The organism is Terriglobia bacterium, assembly GCA_036496425.1.
Taxonomy (GTDB): domain Bacteria; phylum Acidobacteriota; class Terriglobia; order 20CM-2-55-15; family 20CM-2-55-15; genus 20CM-2-55-15.
Genome location: DASXLG010000382.1, coordinates 1 through 20,909 on the forward strand (window position 1 = coordinate 1; position 20,909 = coordinate 20,909).

General features: G+C 57.9%; 17 protein-coding genes. 6 read left to right on the forward strand and 11 right to left on the reverse strand.

The window, feature by feature from the left end; translation table 11 throughout:
- Positions 1 to 447 precede the first annotated feature (447 nt).
- From VGK48_28180 to VGK48_28190, 3 genes are all read right to left on the reverse strand, one after another.
- On the reverse strand, positions 448 to 2,394 hold the full coding sequence (locus tag VGK48_28180; protein HEY2385072.1) for an alpha/beta hydrolase domain-containing protein: 1,947 nt from the start codon (positions 2,392 to 2,394) through the stop codon (positions 448 to 450).
- Positions 2,395 to 2,439: 45 nt separating this feature from the next.
- Positions 2,440 to 4,317, reverse strand: coding sequence for a hypothetical protein (locus VGK48_28185; GenBank protein HEY2385073.1), 1,878 nt, complete (start codon positions 4,315 to 4,317; stop codon positions 2,440 to 2,442).
- A gap of 155 nt (positions 4,318 to 4,472) precedes the next feature.
- Positions 4,473 to 4,913: a response regulator transcription factor gene (locus VGK48_28190; protein HEY2385074.1), complete on the reverse strand. Its 441-nt coding sequence runs from the start codon at positions 4,911 to 4,913 to the stop codon at positions 4,473 to 4,475.
- 115 nt (positions 4,914 to 5,028) lie between these two features.
- On the opposite strand from VGK48_28190, the gene VGK48_28195 reads away from it, so the two are divergent.
- A complete protein-coding gene (locus VGK48_28195; GenBank protein ID HEY2385075.1) occupies positions 5,029 to 6,459 on the forward strand; it encodes a PAS domain S-box protein in 1,431 nt (476 codons plus the stop codon).
- Positions 6,460 to 6,479: 20 nt separating this feature from the next.
- Here the strand turns inward: VGK48_28195 and VGK48_28200 are convergent, their stop codons facing one another.
- Entirely contained in the window at positions 6,480 to 7,382 is a 903-nt protein-coding gene (locus VGK48_28200; protein HEY2385076.1) for a DMT family transporter, read from the reverse strand.
- Between the two features lie 318 nt (positions 7,383 to 7,700).
- Here VGK48_28200 and VGK48_28205 point away from each other — a divergent pair, with 318 nt between their 5' ends.
- A complete protein-coding gene (locus tag VGK48_28205) occupies positions 7,701 to 10,751 on the forward strand; it encodes a transglycosylase domain-containing protein (protein ID HEY2385077.1) in 3,051 nt (1,016 codons plus the stop codon).
- A gap of 52 nt (positions 10,752 to 10,803) precedes the next feature.
- Here VGK48_28205 and VGK48_28210 read toward each other — a convergent pair whose 3' ends face one another.
- Positions 10,804 to 11,856: a Fic family protein gene (locus tag VGK48_28210; GenBank protein HEY2385078.1), complete on the reverse strand. Its 1,053-nt coding sequence runs from the start codon at positions 11,854 to 11,856 to the stop codon at positions 10,804 to 10,806.
- Between the two features lie 100 nt (positions 11,857 to 11,956).
- On the opposite strand from VGK48_28210, the gene VGK48_28215 reads away from it, so the two are divergent.
- Positions 11,957 to 12,385, forward strand: coding sequence for a hypothetical protein (locus VGK48_28215; protein ID HEY2385079.1), 429 nt, complete (start codon positions 11,957 to 11,959; stop codon positions 12,383 to 12,385).
- A 74-nt stretch (positions 12,386 to 12,459) separates the two neighbouring features.
- Here VGK48_28215 and VGK48_28220 read toward each other — a convergent pair whose 3' ends face one another.
- The 5 genes from VGK48_28220 to VGK48_28240 form a co-directional block, all read right to left on the reverse strand.
- Positions 12,460 to 13,191, reverse strand: a complete 732-nt coding sequence (locus VGK48_28220; GenBank protein ID HEY2385080.1) for a hypothetical protein — start codon at positions 13,189 to 13,191, stop codon at positions 12,460 to 12,462.
- A 2-nt stretch (positions 13,192 to 13,193) separates the two neighbouring features.
- Positions 13,194 to 13,931 (reverse strand): hypothetical protein, encoded by a 738-nt coding sequence (locus tag VGK48_28225; GenBank protein HEY2385081.1) that lies wholly within the window; start codon positions 13,929 to 13,931, stop codon positions 13,194 to 13,196.
- 101 nt (positions 13,932 to 14,032) lie between these two features.
- Positions 14,033 to 14,434, reverse strand: coding sequence for a hypothetical protein (locus VGK48_28230; protein HEY2385082.1), 402 nt, complete (start codon positions 14,432 to 14,434; stop codon positions 14,033 to 14,035).
- Between the two features lie 16 nt (positions 14,435 to 14,450).
- Positions 14,451 to 15,488 (reverse strand): hypothetical protein, encoded by a 1,038-nt coding sequence (locus VGK48_28235; GenBank protein HEY2385083.1) that lies wholly within the window; start codon positions 15,486 to 15,488, stop codon positions 14,451 to 14,453.
- A gap of 20 nt (positions 15,489 to 15,508) precedes the next feature.
- Positions 15,509 to 16,624 carry a DUF6152 family protein gene (locus VGK48_28240; GenBank protein HEY2385084.1) on the reverse strand — a complete coding sequence of 372 codons (1,116 nt, stop codon included), beginning with the start codon at positions 16,622 to 16,624 and terminating at the stop codon, positions 15,509 to 15,511.
- 65 nt (positions 16,625 to 16,689) lie between these two features.
- Here VGK48_28240 and VGK48_28245 point away from each other — a divergent pair, with 65 nt between their 5' ends.
- On the forward strand, positions 16,690 to 16,869 hold the full coding sequence (locus tag VGK48_28245; protein HEY2385085.1) for a CPXCG motif-containing cysteine-rich protein: 180 nt from the start codon (positions 16,690 to 16,692) through the stop codon (positions 16,867 to 16,869).
- 93 nt (positions 16,870 to 16,962) lie between these two features.
- Here VGK48_28245 and VGK48_28250 read toward each other — a convergent pair whose 3' ends face one another.
- Entirely contained in the window at positions 16,963 to 18,894 is a 1,932-nt protein-coding gene (locus VGK48_28250; protein ID HEY2385086.1) for a PQQ-binding-like beta-propeller repeat protein, read from the reverse strand.
- Between the two features lie 100 nt (positions 18,895 to 18,994).
- Between VGK48_28250 and VGK48_28255 the strand changes: the two genes are divergently transcribed.
- Together VGK48_28255 and VGK48_28260 are read left to right on the forward strand one after the other, a co-directional pair.
- Positions 18,995 to 20,254 (forward strand): hypothetical protein, encoded by a 1,260-nt coding sequence (locus tag VGK48_28255; GenBank protein HEY2385087.1) that lies wholly within the window; start codon positions 18,995 to 18,997, stop codon positions 20,252 to 20,254.
- Between the two features lie 8 nt (positions 20,255 to 20,262).
- Entirely contained in the window at positions 20,263 to 20,880 is a 618-nt protein-coding gene (locus tag VGK48_28260; GenBank protein HEY2385088.1) for a hypothetical protein, read from the forward strand.
- Positions 20,881 to 20,909 lie beyond the last annotated feature (29 nt).

Sequence of the window (20,909 nt, forward strand, 5' to 3'; positions counted from 1 at the left end):
CCTGCAGCCAGCATTTCTAAACTTCTCGCTTGCAGTCGCGCCCTGCAGCCAGCATTTCTAAACTTCTCGCTTGCAGACGCGTCCTCCAGCGAGCATTTCTAAACTTCTCGCTTGCAGTCGCGCCTTGCAGCGAGCATTTCTAAACTTCTCGCTTGCAGACGCGCCCTGCAGCCAGCATTTCTAAACTTCTCGCTTGCAGTCGCGTCCTGCAGCCAGCATTTCGCAACTGCTGCCTTGCAGAGGGGTTTGCTTCTCTGCCATACGGGCCGCGTCCGCCGAGAACGAAACATTCACGTTACTGTTCAATGAGATACGGGCCTGCGCGGACTGCCTTCGATGCAAAACGGGATGTATGGACCGTTGGTCCTTCTCCTGTGCATCGCCGGCTCCGCTAAATACAACGTTATCTGGCGGTTCGGATTCCATACGGAGTCGCAGCAAGAACGACTATCTCGCGGCGCCGGTCACAGCGTACCAGATCGAATCTGCCTGCTGAAGGGCGGCCGGCACATCCGCCTTCAGCATGAACCGTTGCTTCGCGAGGTCTTCGGCTGCGCGCGCCACTTGGCGCAGGTAATCGTCGTGGCCGGTATAGCGCTCCTCGAGCGACTTTCTGCTGTCGCCGGTGCGGATGCGATCTTTTCGTGTAAGCGGAAATGGATCGAAGCTGCCGGTCAAGCCACTGAGATACTGGAGACCGCGCAATTGCGGAAGCGCCACGTTCCATCCGGTGTAAGTTCCCAGCGGGACCGCAATTTCCGGAATTTGAATTCCTCCGCGATCGTTTCCATCCGCATTGACCTGCGGGACAAGCAACGGATAATGCGCGCCGAGCGCCGGCGGTTCGTTCACGATGATGCGCCGGCTGTTGAATTCGGGACCATAGTCCATTCGCCATACAGAAGGCATGTAGTCCGGGAAAGAAATTGACGGAACATGAGGAAATTCGACCGCTGTCAGCGGCACAAGATCACCCGAAGCGATCGACGGATACTTCGATGGCGGAGGAGCCGTATCGCGCCGCACCCAGGCGTCGAGATCGAGCAGCAAAGCGCGCTGAACCCAACGCTGCTGCGCGAAATTCAGATACTGCTTGAACTGTTGTGCTCCTCTGGTGGGTGGCAGCGGTCCGGACGCATGCGGCGTTCCGGCGATGAAATAGAGCCGCGACGTGGGCGCCAGGGGAACATCTTTCGAGCCGTCTTCCGTGGTGTGGGTCAGCGAGCCGGCGCGAGCCCAATACTCCGTAGATGAAAATGTATAGAAAATCTTCGGCGCAACGCCGGCCGCCCGGGCCCTGGCGAGCAGTCCATCATCCGTAAACGGCGGCAGATCGACGGGACGAAGAATCGAAAGTACGGAGTTGCCGGCCTGTCCGGGCATGGCGAACCGGTGATTGAAGCTCCCTCCGCCCGCCCCGGCCGATGCGATCATCAGTCCATCGAATGCCATATGCCCGCTCTCATCGGCATTGAACCCATCGCGCACGAACTCGCGCAGGAACCGTCCGCTTTGCGAGTACCCATATCCGATGACGTGCGGTTGCATCGCGGCGCTGACGCGCAGCGGCGAGGAATCCGGAGCGTGTTTAAGGTAAGACGCGAAATCCCGTATCGCCGCAAGTCCAAGCCCGGCGACCGGTGAACCTTTCGCCCCGTAGACCGTTTCATACAATCCGGGCTTGAGGCCGCCGCGCAGCAGGACGGCGCAGCCGTTGTAGATGAAATCCCAATTGCTGCGGGCGAGCGTCTGCGGTTGCTGGTCGATTCCTGTCCGGAAGGTGACTTTCGCGTTCTTCTGACCGCTGCCGGACGCGCAATACGAGAGGCGGAACGCCGCCATCTCCGCAGCCGCTGTTTGAATATGAGTATCGCGGACAGCGCCCTCGACCTCCGCCGACGGCGCCTGAAAGGTCAAACCTTGCGCTGGCTGAACGTCAAATTGCCAACCCAGGAAGGCCAGCGTGAATCCCTGCTCCAGGACAAACCGGTCGCCAAGTTGCCAGGATTCCGGAGCGAGGTCCTGCTGCCGCGCTCCGCTCATGAGTCCGAGCGACTGGTCCATGCCGCGATTCACGACTTCCAGAAAGACGGTTCCGCGCGCCTGCTGCGCCTTCTTCGGTTTGAAGAAGAGCAGATCGCCCGAGAATTCGACCATGCCGTCCTTGTCCACCGGCGCAAGATCGATATCGGCAATGTTCCGGTTGGCAGGCAGCTTCGGGTCGATTTTGAAATAGACGCGCCCGATCAGACGCTCGTGCGTGCCGGCGTTATCGCGCCGCCGGATTTCCACTCGAACAACTTCAGCAAATACCGCTCTCGATATGAAAAGCAAGAACAGCCCGAATTGCAGAAATCGAAACCGGCGCATGGAGTGCCCAATTATACCCATCATGGCGCGGCGCCTGAGCGAGAATGCCGGAATTCGCCAGGGACAGGATTATTCCATTCCAGTGGCGAACCGAATGCCTCGCAGGTAGGAATTCAGTTCTGCTTTCTCCACATTTTTGCGCATGACTGTGGAAAGTGCGGAAGCAGGATCATCGATCAGTTTCATCACTTCGGCGAGCACTGCTTCAACGCGGGTGATTTCCTGATCGACCTTCGAGGAGGCCACCGGCGAGATACCGTGGGGATTTCTCGAAGAGGCAGCCGTCTCCTTCGGGGAGGCCGGAGCTGCCTGCATTTTGCCGGCCTGCACCGACGTTTGGAGCGTCTGAATCTGCTCCTCCAGAGCTTTCCTGGCGGCCGTGGCGGCCTGCAACTGTTCCTCGAGGCCTTTACGGACAGCTTCGATTTCCGCGAGTCTGACCTCACGCAGTGTGAGTTTCCCTGCGATTTCGGCACGGCTGGTTTCAAGCTCAGCCCGGGCGGCCGCGGCGGTCTTTACTTCCTCACGCAACGACGAGATGGATTCTTCGGCACGCGCGAAACGGTCGGCTGCCTCTTTGAGGCGAGTTTCCGAGTCACGCCGGTTTGCGCCCGCTTCCGTCAGCTTATCGTCCACTTGCTGCTTTTCCGACTGAAGCTGTTTGAAGTCCGACTGCGTCTTGTTCAGATGAAATACGGTCTCAGTCAGCCTCACTGCCGTCTCCTGCAAGCGGGCCTCGACGTCATTCTTTGCAGTCAACGCGTCGCTCAGCCGCCCTCCGATATCTCCACTTTCGGAGTGAGTTCGCTCGAGATCGGCCTGCAGTTTTCCGATCGCCTGCTCGGATCTCGACGCCGCGGCTGCCGATTCGGCCAGCTTTCGCGCGAGGTCTGCCTTCTCTGCCTGTTCCGTCTCGAGCTCCGTGCGCAAATTGAGCAGAGATTGCTCCAGGTCCTTGAAATGGGCATCGGCCTGGGCGAATTTGCGTTCGAATTCTTCTTTTTCGTGCTGAGTGACTTTCAGCTCGGCCTGCAACTTAACGACAGCATTGTCGGCCTGGGCCCGGCGCAATTGGGCTTCATGCAGCTGGGTTTCCAGCTCCTGCTTCCCTGTTTGAGCCTGACCGGTATCCGCCAGCAGCCGCGCAACGGACTGTTCGGCATCCGAACGTTTGCCCTCGGCCTGTTCAAGCCGGGTTTGAATCTCAATTTTCTCCGCGCTGAGTTTCCGATTCTGACTCTGCAAGTGAGTGAGGCTCTGTTCCATCGTAGACAGCTTCACAGCGATCTCTTGCAACCGGGCCCGATCTCCCTGTTTCTGTCTGGTGAGCAGTTGAGCATCGGCCTGTAGACCATTGACGGCGAGTTCGGCTTCCGACCGTTTGGCCTCGGATTCCCGCAATTTCTGTTCGAGTTCCTGCTTCTCCGAAGCAAGCTGCCGGGCATCCGATTGAACGGCGTTCAGACTTTGTTCCGTCTCGGAAACCTTGTCACCCATACGCCGAAGCGAGGTTTCAAGATCCAGCCGCTCGACCCGGGTTTGGCCCAGTTCAGAATGGAAGCCGGCCAAAGCGCTCTGGGTTTCGTCCAGCTTCGCTTTCCAGGCTTGTTTTTCCTCTTCGAATTCTTTCGCAGTGGCTTGCAGCTGCCGCTCGATCACTGCCTTTTCGGTTAGAGCCAGTTCGAGCTCTTTGGCATATTTGGCACGGAGTTCGGCATGCGTTTGCTTTCGAACCGCCTGCTCGGCTTCGGCCATGGTTTCTTTCAGTTGGTTTTCTACCGCCACCGCAACGTCTGCCAGCGAGCGCAGGAACTCTTCCTTGAAATTGCCTTCGATCGTCCGCAAGGCTGCCAACGTTCGATCGATCTCAGCAACGACTGGCGCGAAAGATGCCGGCAAGTTCTCCAAGCGGCGTTTGTCATCTTCGGGGCGGGTAGTTGTCGACATATCTCCTATCAACACAGCCAGCGTACGCAGTCAACCTGCAAACGCGATTATACGTCTACATTTTCATCTGTGAAATGTGCGTATCAATAGAGAGCGGGTGGAGGCGCGCAGCCAGCGGGTGGCGTAAGCTGCGCGGGTTCTCTCCACTGCACTCACTATAGCTTTTCGGAGATTTGCATCTGCGGAGCTGGAACTTCGTCGAACTGTATCCGGCTGAACAGCTGTTTGCTTTGCCGCACCCTTTCGATGAGTTTCGGCAGATCGGTGGAAGCGTGCACCTTTGCAACGTAGCCGAAGGCGCCGAGGCGGAAGGCTTCTTCAACGACATCGTCGGATGTTTCCTGAGAAACAAAAACGATCTTGATGTTCGGAAGGGTTTTGAGGATCTTTCGGGCGGCATGGATTCCGCTCAGTTTGGGCAGACCGACGTCGAGAAGGATCAGATCGGGACGCAATTCGTCCGCCTTCTGAATCGCTTCCAGTCCATCAGAGGCTTCACCGGCGATCGGAACGCCGGGCAATTCATCAAGAATAGAACGGGTCATTCGCCGGAACGGCTCAAAATCATCGACGAGTAGCACGGTGACAGGTAGCATCTTTACTCATCCTTAATTTGCACCCTGTGCAAAAATGTGGAAAATCTTCTTTCTCGGAAGGGCCCGATCTTATCATTTGTTGGAATAAATTCCGATACTGTTATATGTACTTCGAATGATCCCCGAAAAGGCATCCGAAAAACCGAAAGGGACGAGTTCGGACTACGAGCTCTTCTATGAAGCGTTCCAGGCGAGCCCTATCGGCATGGCGCTGGAGGACATCGAGGGACGCCCTTTGCACGTCAACTCGGCGCTCTGCTCCATGCTCGGGTTCAGCGAAGAAGAGATGTGCGGCAAACATTGCGTTGAGTTTTCTCCGCCCGACGATGCGCAGAAGGATTGGGCCTTATTTCAGCAGCTGAAAGCCGGCGCCATTGATCACTATAGTCTGGAAAAGCGCTTCATCCGGAAGGACGGCGCGCTGACCTGGGGCCGCCTGAGCATCTCGCTTTTGAGTCATCAGGCTTCTTCTCTGGTCGTCGCCATGGTGGAGGATGTCACGCCGCTGCGCGAGAGCGAAGAGCGTTTCCGGCTGGTCGCAAACGCAGCCCCGGTGATGATCTGGATGGCGGGTACCGACGCTTTGTGTAACTACTTCAATGAACCGTGGCTGGCCTTCACCGGCCGTCCGTTGCAGGCTGAACTCGGGAACGGTTGGGCGGACAGTGTGCACGCTGAAGACATGACGCAGTGCACCGAAACATATCTTCAGGCTTTTGCACGGCGCGACCCCTTCACGATGGAGTACCGCCTTCGCAGGAATGACGGAGAATATCGCTGGGTGCTCGATTCCGGTGTTCCGCGATTTGATCGCGACGGCTCCTTTGCGGGTTACATCGGCTCGGCGGTCGACGTGACCGACCGCAAACGCGCGGAAGAAGCGGTGGTCAATCTCGGCCGCCGGTTGATCGAGGCGCAGGAGGACGAGCGCCGCAACATCGCCCGGGAGCTGCACGACGACATCGGCCAGAAGCTAGCCATGTTGTCACTCGAACTGCAACAGGCAGCCGCACTCGTCCCCGCTTCGCAAACGGCGCTCCACAACCAGATCGACTTGCTTGTAGGACGTACGTCGGAAGTTATCGAAGATGTCCGGACGCTTTCACACCAGTTGCACTCGTCCAAACTGGACACCGTGGGCCTGGTGGCGGCCATCCGGGGGTTTTGCCGGGAATTCGCCGAACAACGGCGAGTGCAGGTCTCGTTCATGTACCGGGAAGTACCCGACAACCTGTCGCACACGGTGTCGCTTTGCCTCTTCCGGGTTTTGCAGGAAGCCCTGGGCAATGCGGCAAAACACAGCGGAGCGACGGAAGCCGAAGCCCAGCTGGTGCGGGTCGCCGACGAGCTTCAGCTGACGATTCGAGATGCCGGAGTCGGCTTCGACGCGAGCACTGCGATGTACAACGAAGGCATCGGCCTGATCAGCATGCGGGAAAGAGTGAATCTCGCCAAGGGCACGATCCTGATCAAGTCCAAGCCGCAGGAAGGGACGGAAATCACTGTCCGCGTTCCGATCGCGCTCGACCCTTCCGGCGAAGAGTAGTCGCGGGCTTTAGCCCGCTGCTACAGCTGCACAATTTTTTCCGTTACCGCTGCTTTCTCCGTCGCGATCAGGCCAATACCCGCGAGAATGACAACTCCCCCTGCGATCAGCTGCGCGGTTACAGGCTCGTGCAGCAGAAGATAAGCAAAAGCCACGGCAAACACCGGTATGGTGCACAACAGAATGGAGGCCGCGCTGACGTCGATCAGCTCCTGGGCGCGGGCATAGGTCCAATAGACGACGCCCGTGCCGAAGATCGTCAGCACGATGAACATCAGAACCGGCGACAGCGCGGCGTGCACCGTCAACGAGCCGCTGCGAAACATCCACGGCGCCGTGATGAGAGCCGCGACGGAAAAGATCGGCGTGAGCCGGCGGAACAGGCCGCCGGCCAGCGTCGACCGGCGCTGGGCGACGGCGTACAATGACCAGGAAATTCCCGCCAGCATCACGAGGATATTGCCGAGGACGCGATCGCCTCTGGTGACGTCCGCCATATTCAAGCCGTCGACACTGACGAGCAAGACGCCGCCGAGCGTGATCGCACCGCCGGCCAGCCTCCGCGAATTGAGCCGCTCGCCCAGAAACCACATCGCGAATGCAATGGTCGAAAGCATCTCGATGTTGACGACAAGTCCCGCCACATTTGCAGCCGTACGCTGCAAACCATAGTTGTATAAGACAAAGTCCGCCCCGAGGCCCGCGCCGGCCAGCCAGGTCCAGAGATCCGCCACAAACCATCGCGTACCGGGACCCGCCAGAACCCGAAACAGGACAGCCGCAACCGCCAGGCGCACAAAAGACAGGAACTCGGGACTGAATCCCTCCAGCGCTCCCTTTGTGACGACCGGAGTGAGCCCCCAAAGCCCGGCGGAAATGAGCGCCAGAAAAACACCTTCACTATGGTGAGCCGCATGTTTCACGAGGCAAGTGTAGACGATAGCCAAGTGGCGATAGAAGATGGTGACCCTCGCCGGGCCATTTGTTCACCAGACTGCAGATGCCCGCTTCCACTTCCGCGCCGCGTCCTCCGAAGACTCATAGAAGACTCATAGAAGGCTGCAAACCCACCAGAACCCCCATCAGGCCAGGATTATCGCGGATCGCGCGCGACATACTGCAGCCCAACGAACCCTTCAAGCGTCAAAAGCATTTTCGGCGAAAGAATTGCTAAATTCTAGAGTCGTATGCCGATATGTTCAAAATCATAGACGAGCGGCGATGATTAAAAGAGGTAGAAGATGTCGCACGAGGAATCTGCAGCTCCGGAGGGCTTACCTGAAAACTGGACTCCATTAGAAAATCGGCGGGATTGGTGGAAACCGTTCCGAATCAATCTTCTAATCATTAAAAATAACTCGCGATGGGTGATGCTGACGGTCATCCCCGTCCTTCTGGCAACCATCGGCCTGTTTGAAGCACGTACATCTGAAATCGAAGCGAGAATTCTGTCGTCGCTCGCATCCAAGCTTTCCTACACGGTCCAGCCGGGGCCGAGCCCGACGATCACCTTTCCGCTTGGCGGCCCCTTCAACGAACAACGCGGTTACGCAGGACTCCCGGAATTCGAGCACCGGCTGACGGATGCGGGGTTCCGCGTAGTGGCACAGGCCCGCCTTTCTCCGGAACTCGAACGTCTCGCCCGCTGGCGGATTACTCCACCCTTCCGGGAACCCGCCGTGACAGGTCTGGTCGTCCGTGGAGAAAACAGCACGGTGCTCTATGATGCCGGCGCCCGCGAACAGGCCTTCAAAACCTATGCCGACATCCCTACTCCGGTCGTCAAGGCGCTGCTGCTCGTCGAAAACCGGGAATTGGATGAGGATTCGGACTTCGCGACTCGCAATCCCGTGGTCGACTGGGGACGCCTGGGCAAGGCCGGACTGATGTACGCCGGCCACAAGATCGGACTTCCCCTCCCTGTGGAAGGCGGCAGCACGCTGGCGACACAGATCGAGAAGTTTCGCTACGCCGATGGCGGCCGGACGAATTCCGCCGCAGACAAACTGCGCCAGATGCTCAGCGCCAGCCTTCGCGTCTACCGCTCCGGGCCGGACACCCGCGCCGAGCGCCGTGAAATCGTTCTGGATTACGTGAACTCCGTCCCGCTCGCCGCCGCCCCCGAGTATGGCGAAGTTTATGGCATGGGGAACGGACTGTACGCCTGGTTCGGCATGGACCTCGCCGAAACGCGCGCCGTCTTTTCCGGGCCGGCTCCCTCTCCAGACAAGGCTCGCGCCTTCAAACACATGATGGCGCTGATCTGCGCCGCCCGCGCGCCATCCTTTTATCTGGCGCAAAATCGCGGCGCTCTTGAAACGCGCGTCGACTTCTATGTCCGGCAACTGGAAACCGATGGCACCATCTCCAGCGATTTCGCACGCGCTGTGGAAGCAACTCCTCTCGAGTTCCTGCCGCATGCGCCACTGCCTCAATCCGTACCCTTTGTCGAACGGAAAGCGACGAACGCCCTCCGCGCTCACCTCCTGGCCGATCTCGGCATACCGGATTTGTACACGCTGGATCGCCTGCACCTGGACGCCGACACCACGCTGAATGTTCCGCTGCAAAACCAGGTGCTCCGGCTCCTGGGACAAATGCAGGATCCCGCTTTCGTTCAGGCCCAGGGTCTTCGAAACGACAAATACCTGTTCATGCGCGGCGATCCGTCCCAGGTAACCTACAGCTTCACGCTGTTCGAGCGGACACCCGAAGGCAACCTGCTTCGCGTACAAGCCGATACCCTGAATCAGCCTTTCGATCTGAACGAAGGAATGAAACTCGAACTGGGCAGTACGGCCAAGCTGCGCACCCTGGCTCACTATCTCGAACTCATCGCTTCGCTTTATCAGGGCTACCATGGCCTCGACGCCGCAACTCTGGCATCCAAGGTCAAGTCGGCTCCCGATCCGATTACGCAGTGGACGGCGGATACGATGCGCGCGAATCCGGATATCACTCTCGCGTCGCTTCTCGACCAGTCCCTCGACCGCCAGTATTCCGGCAATCCTGGTGAGGTCTTCTTTACCGGCGGAGGCGCACACGTCTTCGCCAATTTCGACAAAGAGGAAAACTCTAGAAATTTCACGTTGCGTGAGGGCCTGGCCCAATCGGTTAATCTCGTCTATATCCGTTTGATGCGGGACCTCGTGCGGTTTCATGAAGCGCGCTTGTCGTACAACACCGACACGATCCTGAACGATTCGGACAATCCGGTTCGCCTCAAAATGCTTGGCGAGATCGCAGACAAGGAATCGCAGCACATCCTGTTCGACGCATTCAAGGATTACCGGGGCCTGGATGAGCAGGCGATCGTCGACAAGATTCTCGGAAGCCGGAACACATCGCAGCGCCAGCTGGCGATGCTCTTCTTCGCCTGGAACCCCGGCGCCGGCGCGGACAAACTCGCACAGTGGCTTGCGGCGCGGCACGCTGCCGTTACCCCGGAGGAAGCAGCCAAATTGCTCAAGTCCTATGACCCGAGCCGCCTGAACATCTCCGATTACGGTTATCTATTGAGCCGCCATCCTCTCGATGTCTGGGCCTCCGGCCAGATGGCCAATCAGCCCTCGATGACATGGAACGACTTGTTCAAGAAAAGCGCCGACGCCCGTCAGGTCACTGCAAAATGGCTTTTCCAGACCAAGAACCGCCGGGCGCAGGACCTCCGGATCCGGATCCGGATCGAAGAGGATGCCTTCGCCCGGATGACCCCGTACTGGCAGCGGCTCGCGTTTCCTTTCGATCATCTCGTGCCCTCCTATGCGACGGCGATTGGAAGCTCTGCGGATCGTCCGGTGGCTCTGGCCGAGTTGATGGGCATTATTCTCAACGGCGGTGTACGCCTGCCGATTCAGCGCCTTGAAAAGTTGCGCTTCGCGGCGGACACTCCATATGAAACCGTCTTTGAACCGCAGCAGCAGTCCGGCGAACGCGTCATGGAGCCGGAAGTCGCTCATGCTTTGCATGACGTCGTGATCGGCGTCGTGCAGAACGGAACCGCCAGCCGGCTGGTGCACGCCTTTCGCGAACCTGACGGAAAGGAAATCGTCACCGGCGGAAAGACGGGCTCCGGCGACAACGAATACAAAACCCGCCGGTTTAACAAGGTTATCAGCCGCACCGGCACCTTCGTGTTTTACATCGGAGATAAATATTTCGGAGTCGTCACGGCCTACGTCGCCGGCTCCAAAGCCGCCAGTTACGGATTCACAAGCGCACTTCCCGTGACTGCATTGAAGCTGCTGGCGCCGACGCTGATGTCGACGCTGCCCAACATCGCGGAGAACTGAGACAAAAGAATCAGACACAAAAGGCACAAAGGGAGAGAGGGTGGGGGCACGCTCACACCACCTCGTACCATGAACTGCGGCCGCGGCCGAGAAGCCGCAGCCGCCCGGCTTGAACGAGCTGGCGGAAATGCAGCTTCAGCGTGTTCCGATTGGTCTGCGTCAGCTTCACGGCGTCCGATAACGTGAGCTTGCCGTGCTGTTTCACAAGCTCGAGCAATTGTTCGTCGAGTGCCGGGAGCGCCCCCATGAGCTTCTCCCGCTCGACCTTTTCCGCCAGGGCATTCTTCTGTTCCACGAGTGACTGAAGGAAAAATCGAATCCAGTCCATGAGACGGGATTCATCCCTATCCAACGTGCCCTGCGCGCTTCGCAGCGCACGGTAATACTGCTCCCGGTTTTCTTCGACAACGCGCTCGAGCGAACTGTACGGCGCGTACGCGTATCCGGTCCACAACAGGAGAAGGTTCGTGAGCACGCGCGCAAGCCGGCCATTGCCATCCTGAAACGGATGGATCGCCAGGAACCGCACCACAAACACGGCAACGACAAGGAGAGGATGATGCGTGTGGCCCGCCAGCTCCCGGTTCGTATATGCCACCAGCTCCTGCATCAATCGCGGAGTATCAAAAGGCGCTGCGGTTTCGAAAATAACGCCGACGCTCCGGCCGTGCGCATCGAAAGCCTCGACATTGTTCACCAGCGTCTTGTAGTTGCCCCGATGATGTTCGTCCCGGTTCGAAAATTTCAGCAGTATCCCGTGGAGCTGCTTGATGTAGTTCTCCGTCAGCGGAATTTCGCGCCACGAATCGAAGACCAGCTTCGTCGCCTCGGCATAGCCCGCGACCTCCTGTTCGTCCCGCGTCCGGAAGGACCCGAGATCCAGATTGGACAGCAGCATGTCGACCTCGCGATCCGTCAACTTTGCGCCTTCGATGCGGGTCGAGGCCCCGACCGACTCGACCGTCGCGATCTGCTTCAGAGTGGCCAGCCGTTCCGGCGCAAGCGTGCCGAACGCCTTCCAGGCGCCTTTGAACTCGTCAATCTCACCCACAAGCCTCAGAAGGTCGGATGTAAGTATCAGATTCTTAAATGGATCCAATGGCATATCCGCAATTATACCCGAATCTACCCGCAAGCATGGATTGGGTGTTTTCGGGTATAGCTGCGGGTATAATGTTTCGCATGACGACGCTAGGGTTTCAGAAATGAAAATGATGCGGGTTCACGTAACGGTTTGGCTGGTGTTGTTGCTCGTTGGTTTGGGCGCCGGATTCATTCCGGAATATCTCAAGAATCGGGAATTGCGGGCACAGCTCGAAAACCCGCAAAAGGCGATCGATGCCCTGAACCTTCAAATTCAGCTCTCCGAATTACGGGACGACGCAAGCCTGGCGCTCCTCGAAATCTCGCGTCAGAACTTCGGATTGGCCCGAGACCACGTGAGCGAGTACTACGGCAAGTTGAAAGATTTGACCGATACAGTACAGGATCCTGCCCTCAAGAAATCGCTTCAGGATCTTTCGATGACCCGCGATACCATCAACACCAACCTCTCCACAACGAATGCCGCCTCGCTTGCAGCCTGGCAACCCGTTGTCCTGAAAACCTTCGAAGTCACAAAGAGCGCCAAGTGAAGAGATGATTAGCCACAAAAGGCACAAAAGGGAGCCCGGGTGTTTCCCCCTTTGTGCCTTTTGTGGCTGATTTTTTACTTCCCTACAATGTGGGCGCGATCCTTTTCGTTTTCGCAGATGCTCTCGATGAGTTCGGTATCCGGAAGCAGGTTGAACGGTATGCTCACGGACCATGGCTTGGTGTAGGCCTTGGGATCATCAAAGGTGATTTCAACGTCCAGATGACCGAAATCGGGCCGCCGGAAGCGTTCGGTAACGCGCAGCGCCTCGGTATGCGGATGCCCCGGATCATCGAACCAGCTTTTGTCGTTGAATCCGATCGTTTCGGCAACGAATATATCTCCGTCCCAGCGCCCGATGGAGTAACCAAACCAGCTCGGGCTGGCATCCGCCGGAAAACGGCGGCCATCTGTAAAGATCTGACGGAAGTGATTAAATTCCTCGTAGAGAATGACCATTTCACCCGGAGTCTGAACGATCTTGAAGGGTGAGTTCGGAACCAGCATCCCATCCGGAATCCCGTGTGGAATGCATCGCTCGGAAGGGCGATCTTTGCCGAGCGATTCCGCGCGCTGCCTGTATAGTTCCGCTGCCGATGGCTGGAACGGCGCTTCGCCGATACCGGTGGTGATATCGAATAAGTATTTGTTCGTCCCGACCCGCCAGATTCCTGAAAGATTCGGTTTTCCCTCGGCGGTCTTCGGCGCGGGCGCGGAAAGATCGGGCTTGCCGTCCGGTGTGCGTGGAGTATTGGGAAGCGCGAGAGCGATCCATTGGGCAAGAAAGACGGCGAGCAATCCAGGCATGATCACTTCCCTACGCGGTGCTGCCAGTCCAACTCGTTCTCGCAGACACTCTCCATAATTTCGTTGTCGGCAAACAGCTCGAAATGAAACGTAACATCCCAAGGGCGCAGGTACGCTTTCGGATCGTCGATCGTGAGTTGCATGTCCAGATGTCCGAAGTCACGGCGCCGGAAACGCTCGATCGCATGATATGCATCGCTGTGGGGATGCCCGCCGTCATCGAGGTAGGTCTGGTCATTGAGACCGCGGGTATCGACGACGAAGGTATCGCCTTCCCACTTTCCGATCGAATATCCGAGCCACGTGGGATCCATCTGCTTCGGGAAGTCACGGCCGTCGGTGAATACCTGCCGGAAGCGGCCCTGGTTTTCGTAAAGAATCAGGGTGACGCCGGGCGTTTGCAGGATCTTGAACGGAGTTGCGGGCACCAGCATCGCATCGGGAATTCCGTGCGGAAGGCATCGTCCGGACGGCCGATCCTTGCTGAAGTTTGCCTGCCGCTCCTTATATAAAGCCGCTGCCGCAGGTTGAAACTCCACAACGATGCCGTCGGCAGCGATATTGTCGAGGTACTTTCCGTCAGGATTCCGCCAGAGGCCGGAGAGGTCGGGTTTGCCGTCGGCAGTCTTTGGCAGCGGGGCGGTCAGATTCGGTTTGCCGTCGGGAGTCCGTGGAGTGTTGGGTAGCGGAACATTCACCCACTGGAAAAGAAGAAAGAAAACCGCTGCAAATGAACTCATGTCATTGATTGCGGTAAATGAATCAGCCACAAAAGGCACAGAAGGGAAACCATTAGCTCCCTGTGTGCCTTTTGTGGCTAACTTCTTCGCCGAATTGCGGCCTAGTCTCTACGGAGCTTGAACGTCGCTTTGGTGTTGCCGTAGTTCCAGGTACCGGTAATTGTACGGTTGTACGATCCGATGTTTTCGAGCTTGCCATCGGCGACGAAATGAGCGGCTTGCCCTTTATCGTCTTTGCCGTCGGCTTCGATATGGACCGTCCATTTGGACGAATCCAGTGTGCAGACTTTCAATGGGTATGAATCGGGACCGGGATTCACAAGGCCTTTGACTTCCTTGCCGTCCCAGTTCAATTCGACAGTCAGGTGGTTCCGGTTGGCGGTTCCTACTCCGTAGTCGCCGTACCAGGTACCGGTCAAAGGATGACCTTCCTGAGCAAGTCCGGAAACAGTTAAAGCCAGGCCGGCTAAAAGGCAAACAGCAAAGGCTGTTTTCAATCGCATCTTACCTCCAGAAAAATTACGGAACGATGACACTTGTACGATCGACTTTCTCCTGTTCGCCGACGAGCAGCACAGGAGCGAAGTTATTGTCTTGGCAAACGTATTCGAAAAGTTCTGCGCCGGCACTCCAACGCATCGTCGCCGAACTCGTCCAGGGCGCTGTATAAGCGCCAGGATCATCTACGGTGACTTCGTATTTCAACGTGTTGTGATCGGTACGGGTAAACCTCTCGACATAATGCAGTTTTTCAGTGTGCGGCGAGCCTGCGCGATCCATCCAGAAGCCTTCATTGAAGCCGGTATTGTCGACGACCAAGGTGTCGCCTTCCCAATGTCCGCGCGAATCGCCGTAATAACTCGGAACGAGATTGGCGGGATGGGGCTTCCCATCCATATAGATGATGCGGTACGTGTGTGGGCCGCCGATGTCGAAAATGTAAATCCTCTGCAGATCAGGCATCTCGACGATTTCGGTGCCGTAGGGTGTCACGAATTGGCGCGCGCCGCCAGAAGGTTTGCAGCGTGTATGCGGTTCGAATTCGTTATTTCGGCGATACTCGACAAGAGCCTTCGCCCACGGCTGGAACGGCGTTTCAGTTCTTGGTGGTTGATTGGCCTGGCCACCACCAATCCCGCCGCCACGGCCTTGACCACCACGTCCCTGCGCATTCGATCCTTGACCTGCTGCTTGACCTGCCCCGGGGTTCAGGTTCACTTGACGGTTCGGTGTCGGATCGAACGAGAGGCTGCCGCAGCAAGATCCCCAAGTCCCGTTCTCATCAGGACCGGCGCCCAAACGCGGATGTCCATCGGGCCACCGGGGTGTGGGTTTTGCAGGCACATTGGCCTGATTGCCACGCCCACCGCCACGGCCACCCCGACCACCAGCCGGCTGGTTACCCAGGAAAGTCTGGCCGGCCCCGCCTTGAGGCTGATCCGCCTGAGGCTGCTGGCCCTGAGCTCGTTGCCCCTGCGCGTGCAATAAAGACGGCACGGCGAGCACAATAATGAGCGCCAGCACGAGTGCTGCAGACGCAATAACTACTTTTCTCATTGAAATCCTCCTGAGCGATTTCACGGCCGATTGTCCTGACAATAATAAACCGGCATCTCTTCTCCAGCAACCCACTTCAGGGTCCAGTTGCTGGTCCACTGCTTCGTATATGCGCCCGGATCATCGACAGTCACCTCGTACTTCAAGGTGTTCATGTCGGAACGCGTAAAGCGTTCAGTCAGGTGCAACTGATCTGTATGCGGCAGACCGCCATTGCTCATCCAGAACTTCTCATTGAAACCTTTGGTATCTACAACGAACGCGTCGCCTTCCCACTTTCCATCGGCGCGGCCGTAATACAGCGGATTGTCGGCATCGCCTCGAAGTTGGCCTTTTTGCTCTCGTCCATCCGTGTAGATGATGCGATAGTTTCGATTGCCGCTTCCGATGAGCACAAAGATGCGCTTCTTGTCGCGGTCTTCCGAGAACTGAATGCCATAAGCTTCCTGAAACTGCCGCGGCCCGCCCGGCGGTTTGCAGAACTGGAACTGCGGATCGTCTTTCAAGAAGTCCCGCTGACGCAGCTCGAACAGATCCAGCGCCCACTTCTGAAAGGGCGCAACCTTCGGCGCGTCTGCAATGTTTTTCAGGAGTCCATACTTATCGACCTGAACATTCGCTCCGGTTTGCGCCAGAAACGTGACGGTGGGCTCGCCCCAATATCCCGTCTGTCCGGGAACAGGACCCAAGCGCGGCTGTCCGTCGGGCCAGCGCGGAGTCGGCGCGGAAGCGCCTCCGGCAGGCTTCGAGGCAGTGGCGACATCAAACAGTTTCTTATTATTGCTGGCCATCACGACGGAATTGGCCCATACCTGCCGGCTGCCGTCCCGCGCCGCAATACCTTGCACCGTCAACGAATCGCCGGGCTTCACGCTGTCCCGCCCCCACCCGGATTTGCCGAGTTCCGCGGGGCTTTCGAGTTCGACGGCCCAGTTCGCCACAGCATTTCCGCTGCCTACATTGATGAAAATGTGGGCGTGGGGATTCGCCCAGTCCAGCTTGGTGACCGTCCCCTTCAAGGTCATCGGTTTCTTATCATCGAATTTGGCAAGGATTTCGTGATGCGCGAATAAGGGTGCCGCGGCAAAAAAAGCGCCAAGGGCAACGGCCACTGCGCCGCAGACGCGATACTTCATTGTGATTCCTCCCGTGTCGGGTCTTGTTTACAAGAACCACCCTGGTATGTCAATACCTAGTGCAGATTATGGAATACTTTTTCGCGTGTCCTTATTGTGGTGAAGAGATTTCAATGGTGCTCGACACATCGGTGCGGAGCCAGACCTATGTCGAAGACTGTGAAGTCTGCTGCCGGCCCATACAGATTCGATACGTCGTCCACGGTGAGGACGTCGTCGAATTTGAGGCGAAGACAGGGAAATAGCTTTGGTTCTATTGGAAATTCGAGATTAGAAATTCGAAATCGGACGATCGGATTTAAAATTTCGAATCTCGAATTTCCAGTAGATCCCCTTCCCTATGGCAGCGTATAAGCGACCAGAGCAGACGCCGTCCGGGTGGCGGCATTGCCTTCCACCGCGACGACAACGTATTGCTTCCCCTTGTAGATGTAGGTCATCGGTACGCCCGTCGGGGGACCGGGCTGCGTCTGCGTTTCCCAGATCAACGCGCCGGTCTTCTTGTCGAAGGCGCGGAAGGCGGGCTCCGTTTCGTAACCGGATCCGGCAAACAACAGCGTCTTCGTCGCCATGAGCAGCGGCGCCCGGCCGACACTCCCGGTTTGCGGAAGCTTCACGCCTTTGAGCAGCGGATGATTCGTTACCCACTCCGGCGTGCCGCCGTTCGGGACCTGCCAGAGCGTGTCGCCAGTGTTGAGGTTGATGGCGGTGATTCGCGTCCATGGCGGTTTGACAATCGGCAACCGTTGGATCGTTGGGGCGACGCTGGCCGTACCGGTCATTTCGATATCGGTCTCCCCTGGATTTGGTTTTTGCAGGCCATAGACAGCGGTGTCGGTGCGTGTGGCAGAACCGACGTACAGGAACCCGGTCTCAGGATCGAGCGCACCACCTTCCCAATCGACGCCGCCCGAACCGGGGAATGTCAGCGTGCCTTTCGTACCTTTGGCCGGATCTACCACGGACGGAGGCGTGAACATCGGCCCCAGACGAAAACCCTTCACCGCGTCGAGCGCCATCTGCTTGAGCTGCGGCGTGAAGTCGATCAGGTCGCTTTCGCTCATGCCCTGTCTATCGACGGCGGCGGGCTTGATCGGAAATGGCTGTGTTGGGGATGTCTTCTCCCCCGGGGCATCGCTCTGGGGAACCGGACGCTCTTCGATCGGAAAAACCGGCTGGCCGTTGGTCCGGTCGAAGACGAACGCGAAGGCCTGCTTCGTCAACTGCACAACCGCTTTGACCGGTCTGCCGTTAACGGTAATGTCCGCCAGGATCGGCGCGGTCGGCATGTCGTAGTCCCAGATATCGTGATGCGTCAACTGGTAATGCCAGATCCGTTTGCCGGTCTTGATGTCGAGGCAAACGATGGACGACGAAAACAAATTGTTCCCGGGGCGCTGTCCGCCGTACTGATCGCCGGTCGCGCCCTCAACCGGAATATAGACATACCCCAGCTGTTCATCGACGGTAAAGGGGGCCCAGGCGCCCGTATGCCCGGTATAGATATTCGACCCGTTCAGCCACGTCTCTTCGCCGAACTCGCCATTCCGTGGAATCGTATGGAAGCTCCACAACTTTTTCCCGGTCCGCACATCGAACGCGAGCATGTCGGCCTTCGTGGCCTTCATCGATTTCACCACCCGGGCGTTTTCCAGGGCGGTCGGAATGATGGCGACGTTGCCGAAGACCAATGGCGGCGACGTATTCATCAAATGGGCCACGGACGGATTGAAGTTGGCGTCCTTTTCAAGCTGCTCGGTGAGATCGACGATGCCCTTGTTTCCGAACACGGCGTCGGGCTGCCCGGTCCTGGCATCGAGCGCGATGAGTTCGTAACCCGGTGTGACCGTCAGGATCTTCGACTGGCGGCCATCGCTCCAGTATGCGAGGCCGCGGTTGTTTTTCCGAACGCCGGTTATGCGGTCCGTTGGCTCCGGATACCTGTAGACCCACAACGTCTCACCCGTCGCGGGATCGGCCGCGATCACAGCGCGCCTGTCGCCCGCCGCGAAATATAGAACTCCGTTCACCATCAACGGAGTGTTCTCATTCTTCATTTCCGGCGCAGCGCCGAAGTTGTCGCTCTTCCATACCCATGCAATTTTCAGGTTTTTGACGTTCTGCGCGTTGATTTGATCGAGCGGCGAGTATCGCGTGTTACCCCCGTCACCGCCCCACGTGCGCCACTCTCCATTCTTCGCACCTTGTTGCGCAACGATCGTCGCCGCCGCCAGAAGCAGCGAAAGAACAACGAAGACAGAACGCCTCATGTTGTTTCTCCTCAGGTAAAGGTTGCACGAAGATATTCGACACGTTTCGTTCAAGTCAAGGTGTACAATTCGCGGCAATCCATCGCACAAGGAGGGGAGCATGAAACGTAACCTGTACGTTGGCGCCATCTTTTTATCGCTGCTCGGCACGCTCATCGTCGCGAGCGTTTTCCTGCAAAAAAGGGCTGCCGTCGAGGCCGCCGGCACCATGGCTCCGCGCTTCGAAGTCGATCCGCTGTGGCCAAAGCCTCTGCCGAACCATTGGATTATGGGCCAGACCATCGGCGTATCCGTCGACGCGCAGGATCATGTCTGGATCATTCATCGCGCCGGCTCACTCGAGGATGGCGAAAAGCATGCCACGACGACCCCGCCGATCGCGCAGTGCTGCGCCCCAGCACCGCCTGTTCTGGAGTTCGATCAGGATGGCAATCTGATCGCGAGCTGGGGAGGGCCTGGACCCGGCTATGACTGGCCGGAGTCGAATCACGGCATCACAATCGACTACAAAGGCAATGTCTGGATCGGCGGTAACGGCAATGTCCTGCCGAAAGGCGGCCAGCGTGCCGCCGCCGGCGGGCAAGTTCAGGAGGAGGGGCAGTCGGGCGGACTGATGGGCACCAACGACGCGATGATCCTGAAGTTCACGCAAGCCGGAAAGCTTCTGATGCAGATCGGCAAGCCGGGCCAAAGCAAAGGCAGTAACGACACCGAAAATCTGCGGCGGCCGGCCAAGACATTCATCGATAAACAAACCAACGAAGTGTTTGTCGCCGATGGGTACGGCAATCATCGTGTGATCGTCTTCGACGCCGATACCGGCAAATACAAGCGCCATTGGGGCGCCTACGGCAACAAACCCAACGATACCAATCTCGGCAACTACAATCCCGATGCGCCGCCGCCACAGCAATTCCGCAATCCCGTCCATTGCGCCGATCTCTCTGTCGATCGCCTTCTCTATGTATGTGACCGCGTGAATGACCGGCTTCAGGTGTTCAAGCCGGACGGAACATTCGTGAAGGAGCAATTCTACGAGAAGCGGACCTTAGGCTCCGGCTCGGTCTGGGACATCGCGTTCTCGAAGGACGCTCAGCAGAAATACATTTACCTTGCCGATGGCGAGAACGACCGCGTCCATATCATCGACCGCGATTCCCTTCAGGTGCTGACCACCTTCGGTGAGGGCGGCCGGCAGCCCGGAGAGTTCTACGGCGTCCACAGCATTGCAACGGATTCCAAAGGCAACATCTATACGACAGAAACCTATCGCGGGCAGCGGGTGCAGCGCTTCCTTTATAAAGGACTCGCGCCGGTAACCAAGGAAGACCAGGGCGTGCTATGGCCCAGAAAAAAATAGGAGAGACTATGTTGAAGCGTGTTCTGTTCGCATTGGCCGCGGCTGCGCTGGTCGCCGCAGCATTGTTTGCGCAAGCAAGGGTGAACCCGACCGATCCCCAGCCGACTTGTAACATGTGTCCCGGAACGTACATTCCGGTCGCTGAACTCGAAGCCTACACAAAGAAGGCCGTCACCGAGAATCTCCTCGACCAGCAGGTCCGGGATATTGAAATCGGAAAGGCCCACATCGGCATCGGCATGGTCCATCGCGGGAAGCTGGACAAGCCCGCCACGAATTCGGTTGCCGAACATGACCAGGTCAGCGAGGTCTACCACATCGTCTCCGGCTCCGCCACCCTCATGCTGGGACCCGATATCACCAACAGGCAGCGGCGGCCGGCCACTCAGCGCACGGTTGTGGAGTTCAACGGGCCGGGAAACAACGGAACCGAGATCAGGAACGGCGTGGCGTACAACCTCAAAGTAGGAGACGTCGTGGTAATTCCTGCCGGCACGGGGCACTGGTTCACCAGGATAGACGACCACATCGACTACCTGATGGTTCGCATCGATCCCGACAAGGTCACGCCCCTGAGGAGTGAGGCGCAGTCGAAGGACTACCTGTCAAAACCTGCGCCGAAATAGAAAGCCCTCAACGCGAAGTCCCTTTTTGT

What these genes read in the sequence shown, in the direction of transcription:
- VGK48_28180 (HEY2385072.1), bottom strand. Translation starts at nt 2,394, where the DNA reads ATGATGGGTATAATTGGGCACTCCATGCGCCGGTTTCGATTTCTGCAA.
- VGK48_28185 (HEY2385073.1), bottom strand. Translation starts at nt 4,317, where the DNA reads ATGTCGACAACTACCCGCCCCGAAGATGACAAACGCCGCTTGGAGAAC.
- VGK48_28190 (HEY2385074.1), bottom strand. Translation starts at nt 4,913, where the DNA reads ATGCTACCTGTCACCGTGCTACTCGTCGATGATTTTGAGCCGTTCCGG.
- VGK48_28195 (HEY2385075.1), top strand. Translation starts at nt 5,029, where the DNA reads ATGATCCCCGAAAAGGCATCCGAAAAACCGAAAGGGACGAGTTCGGAC.
- VGK48_28205 (HEY2385077.1), top strand. Translation starts at nt 7,701, where the DNA reads ATGTCGCACGAGGAATCTGCAGCTCCGGAGGGCTTACCTGAAAACTGG.
- VGK48_28210 (HEY2385078.1), bottom strand. Translation starts at nt 11,856, where the DNA reads ATGCCATTGGATCCATTTAAGAATCTGATACTTACATCCGACCTTCTG.
- VGK48_28215 (HEY2385079.1), top strand. Translation starts at nt 11,957, where the DNA reads ATGAAAATGATGCGGGTTCACGTAACGGTTTGGCTGGTGTTGTTGCTC.
- VGK48_28220 (HEY2385080.1), bottom strand. Translation starts at nt 13,191, where the DNA reads ATGCCTGGATTGCTCGCCGTCTTTCTTGCCCAATGGATCGCTCTCGCG.
- VGK48_28225 (HEY2385081.1), bottom strand. Translation starts at nt 13,931, where the DNA reads ATGAGTTCATTTGCAGCGGTTTTCTTTCTTCTTTTCCAGTGGGTGAAT.
- VGK48_28230 (HEY2385082.1), bottom strand. Translation starts at nt 14,434, where the DNA reads ATGCGATTGAAAACAGCCTTTGCTGTTTGCCTTTTAGCCGGCCTGGCT.
- VGK48_28235 (HEY2385083.1), bottom strand. Translation starts at nt 15,488, where the DNA reads ATGAGAAAAGTAGTTATTGCGTCTGCAGCACTCGTGCTGGCGCTCATT.
- VGK48_28240 (HEY2385084.1), bottom strand. Translation starts at nt 16,624, where the DNA reads ATGAAGTATCGCGTCTGCGGCGCAGTGGCCGTTGCCCTTGGCGCTTTT.
- VGK48_28250 (HEY2385086.1), bottom strand. Translation starts at nt 18,894, where the DNA reads ATGAGGCGTTCTGTCTTCGTTGTTCTTTCGCTGCTTCTGGCGGCGGCG.
- VGK48_28255 (HEY2385087.1), top strand. Translation starts at nt 18,995, where the DNA reads ATGAAACGTAACCTGTACGTTGGCGCCATCTTTTTATCGCTGCTCGGC.
- VGK48_28260 (HEY2385088.1), top strand. Translation starts at nt 20,263, where the DNA reads ATGTTGAAGCGTGTTCTGTTCGCATTGGCCGCGGCTGCGCTGGTCGCC.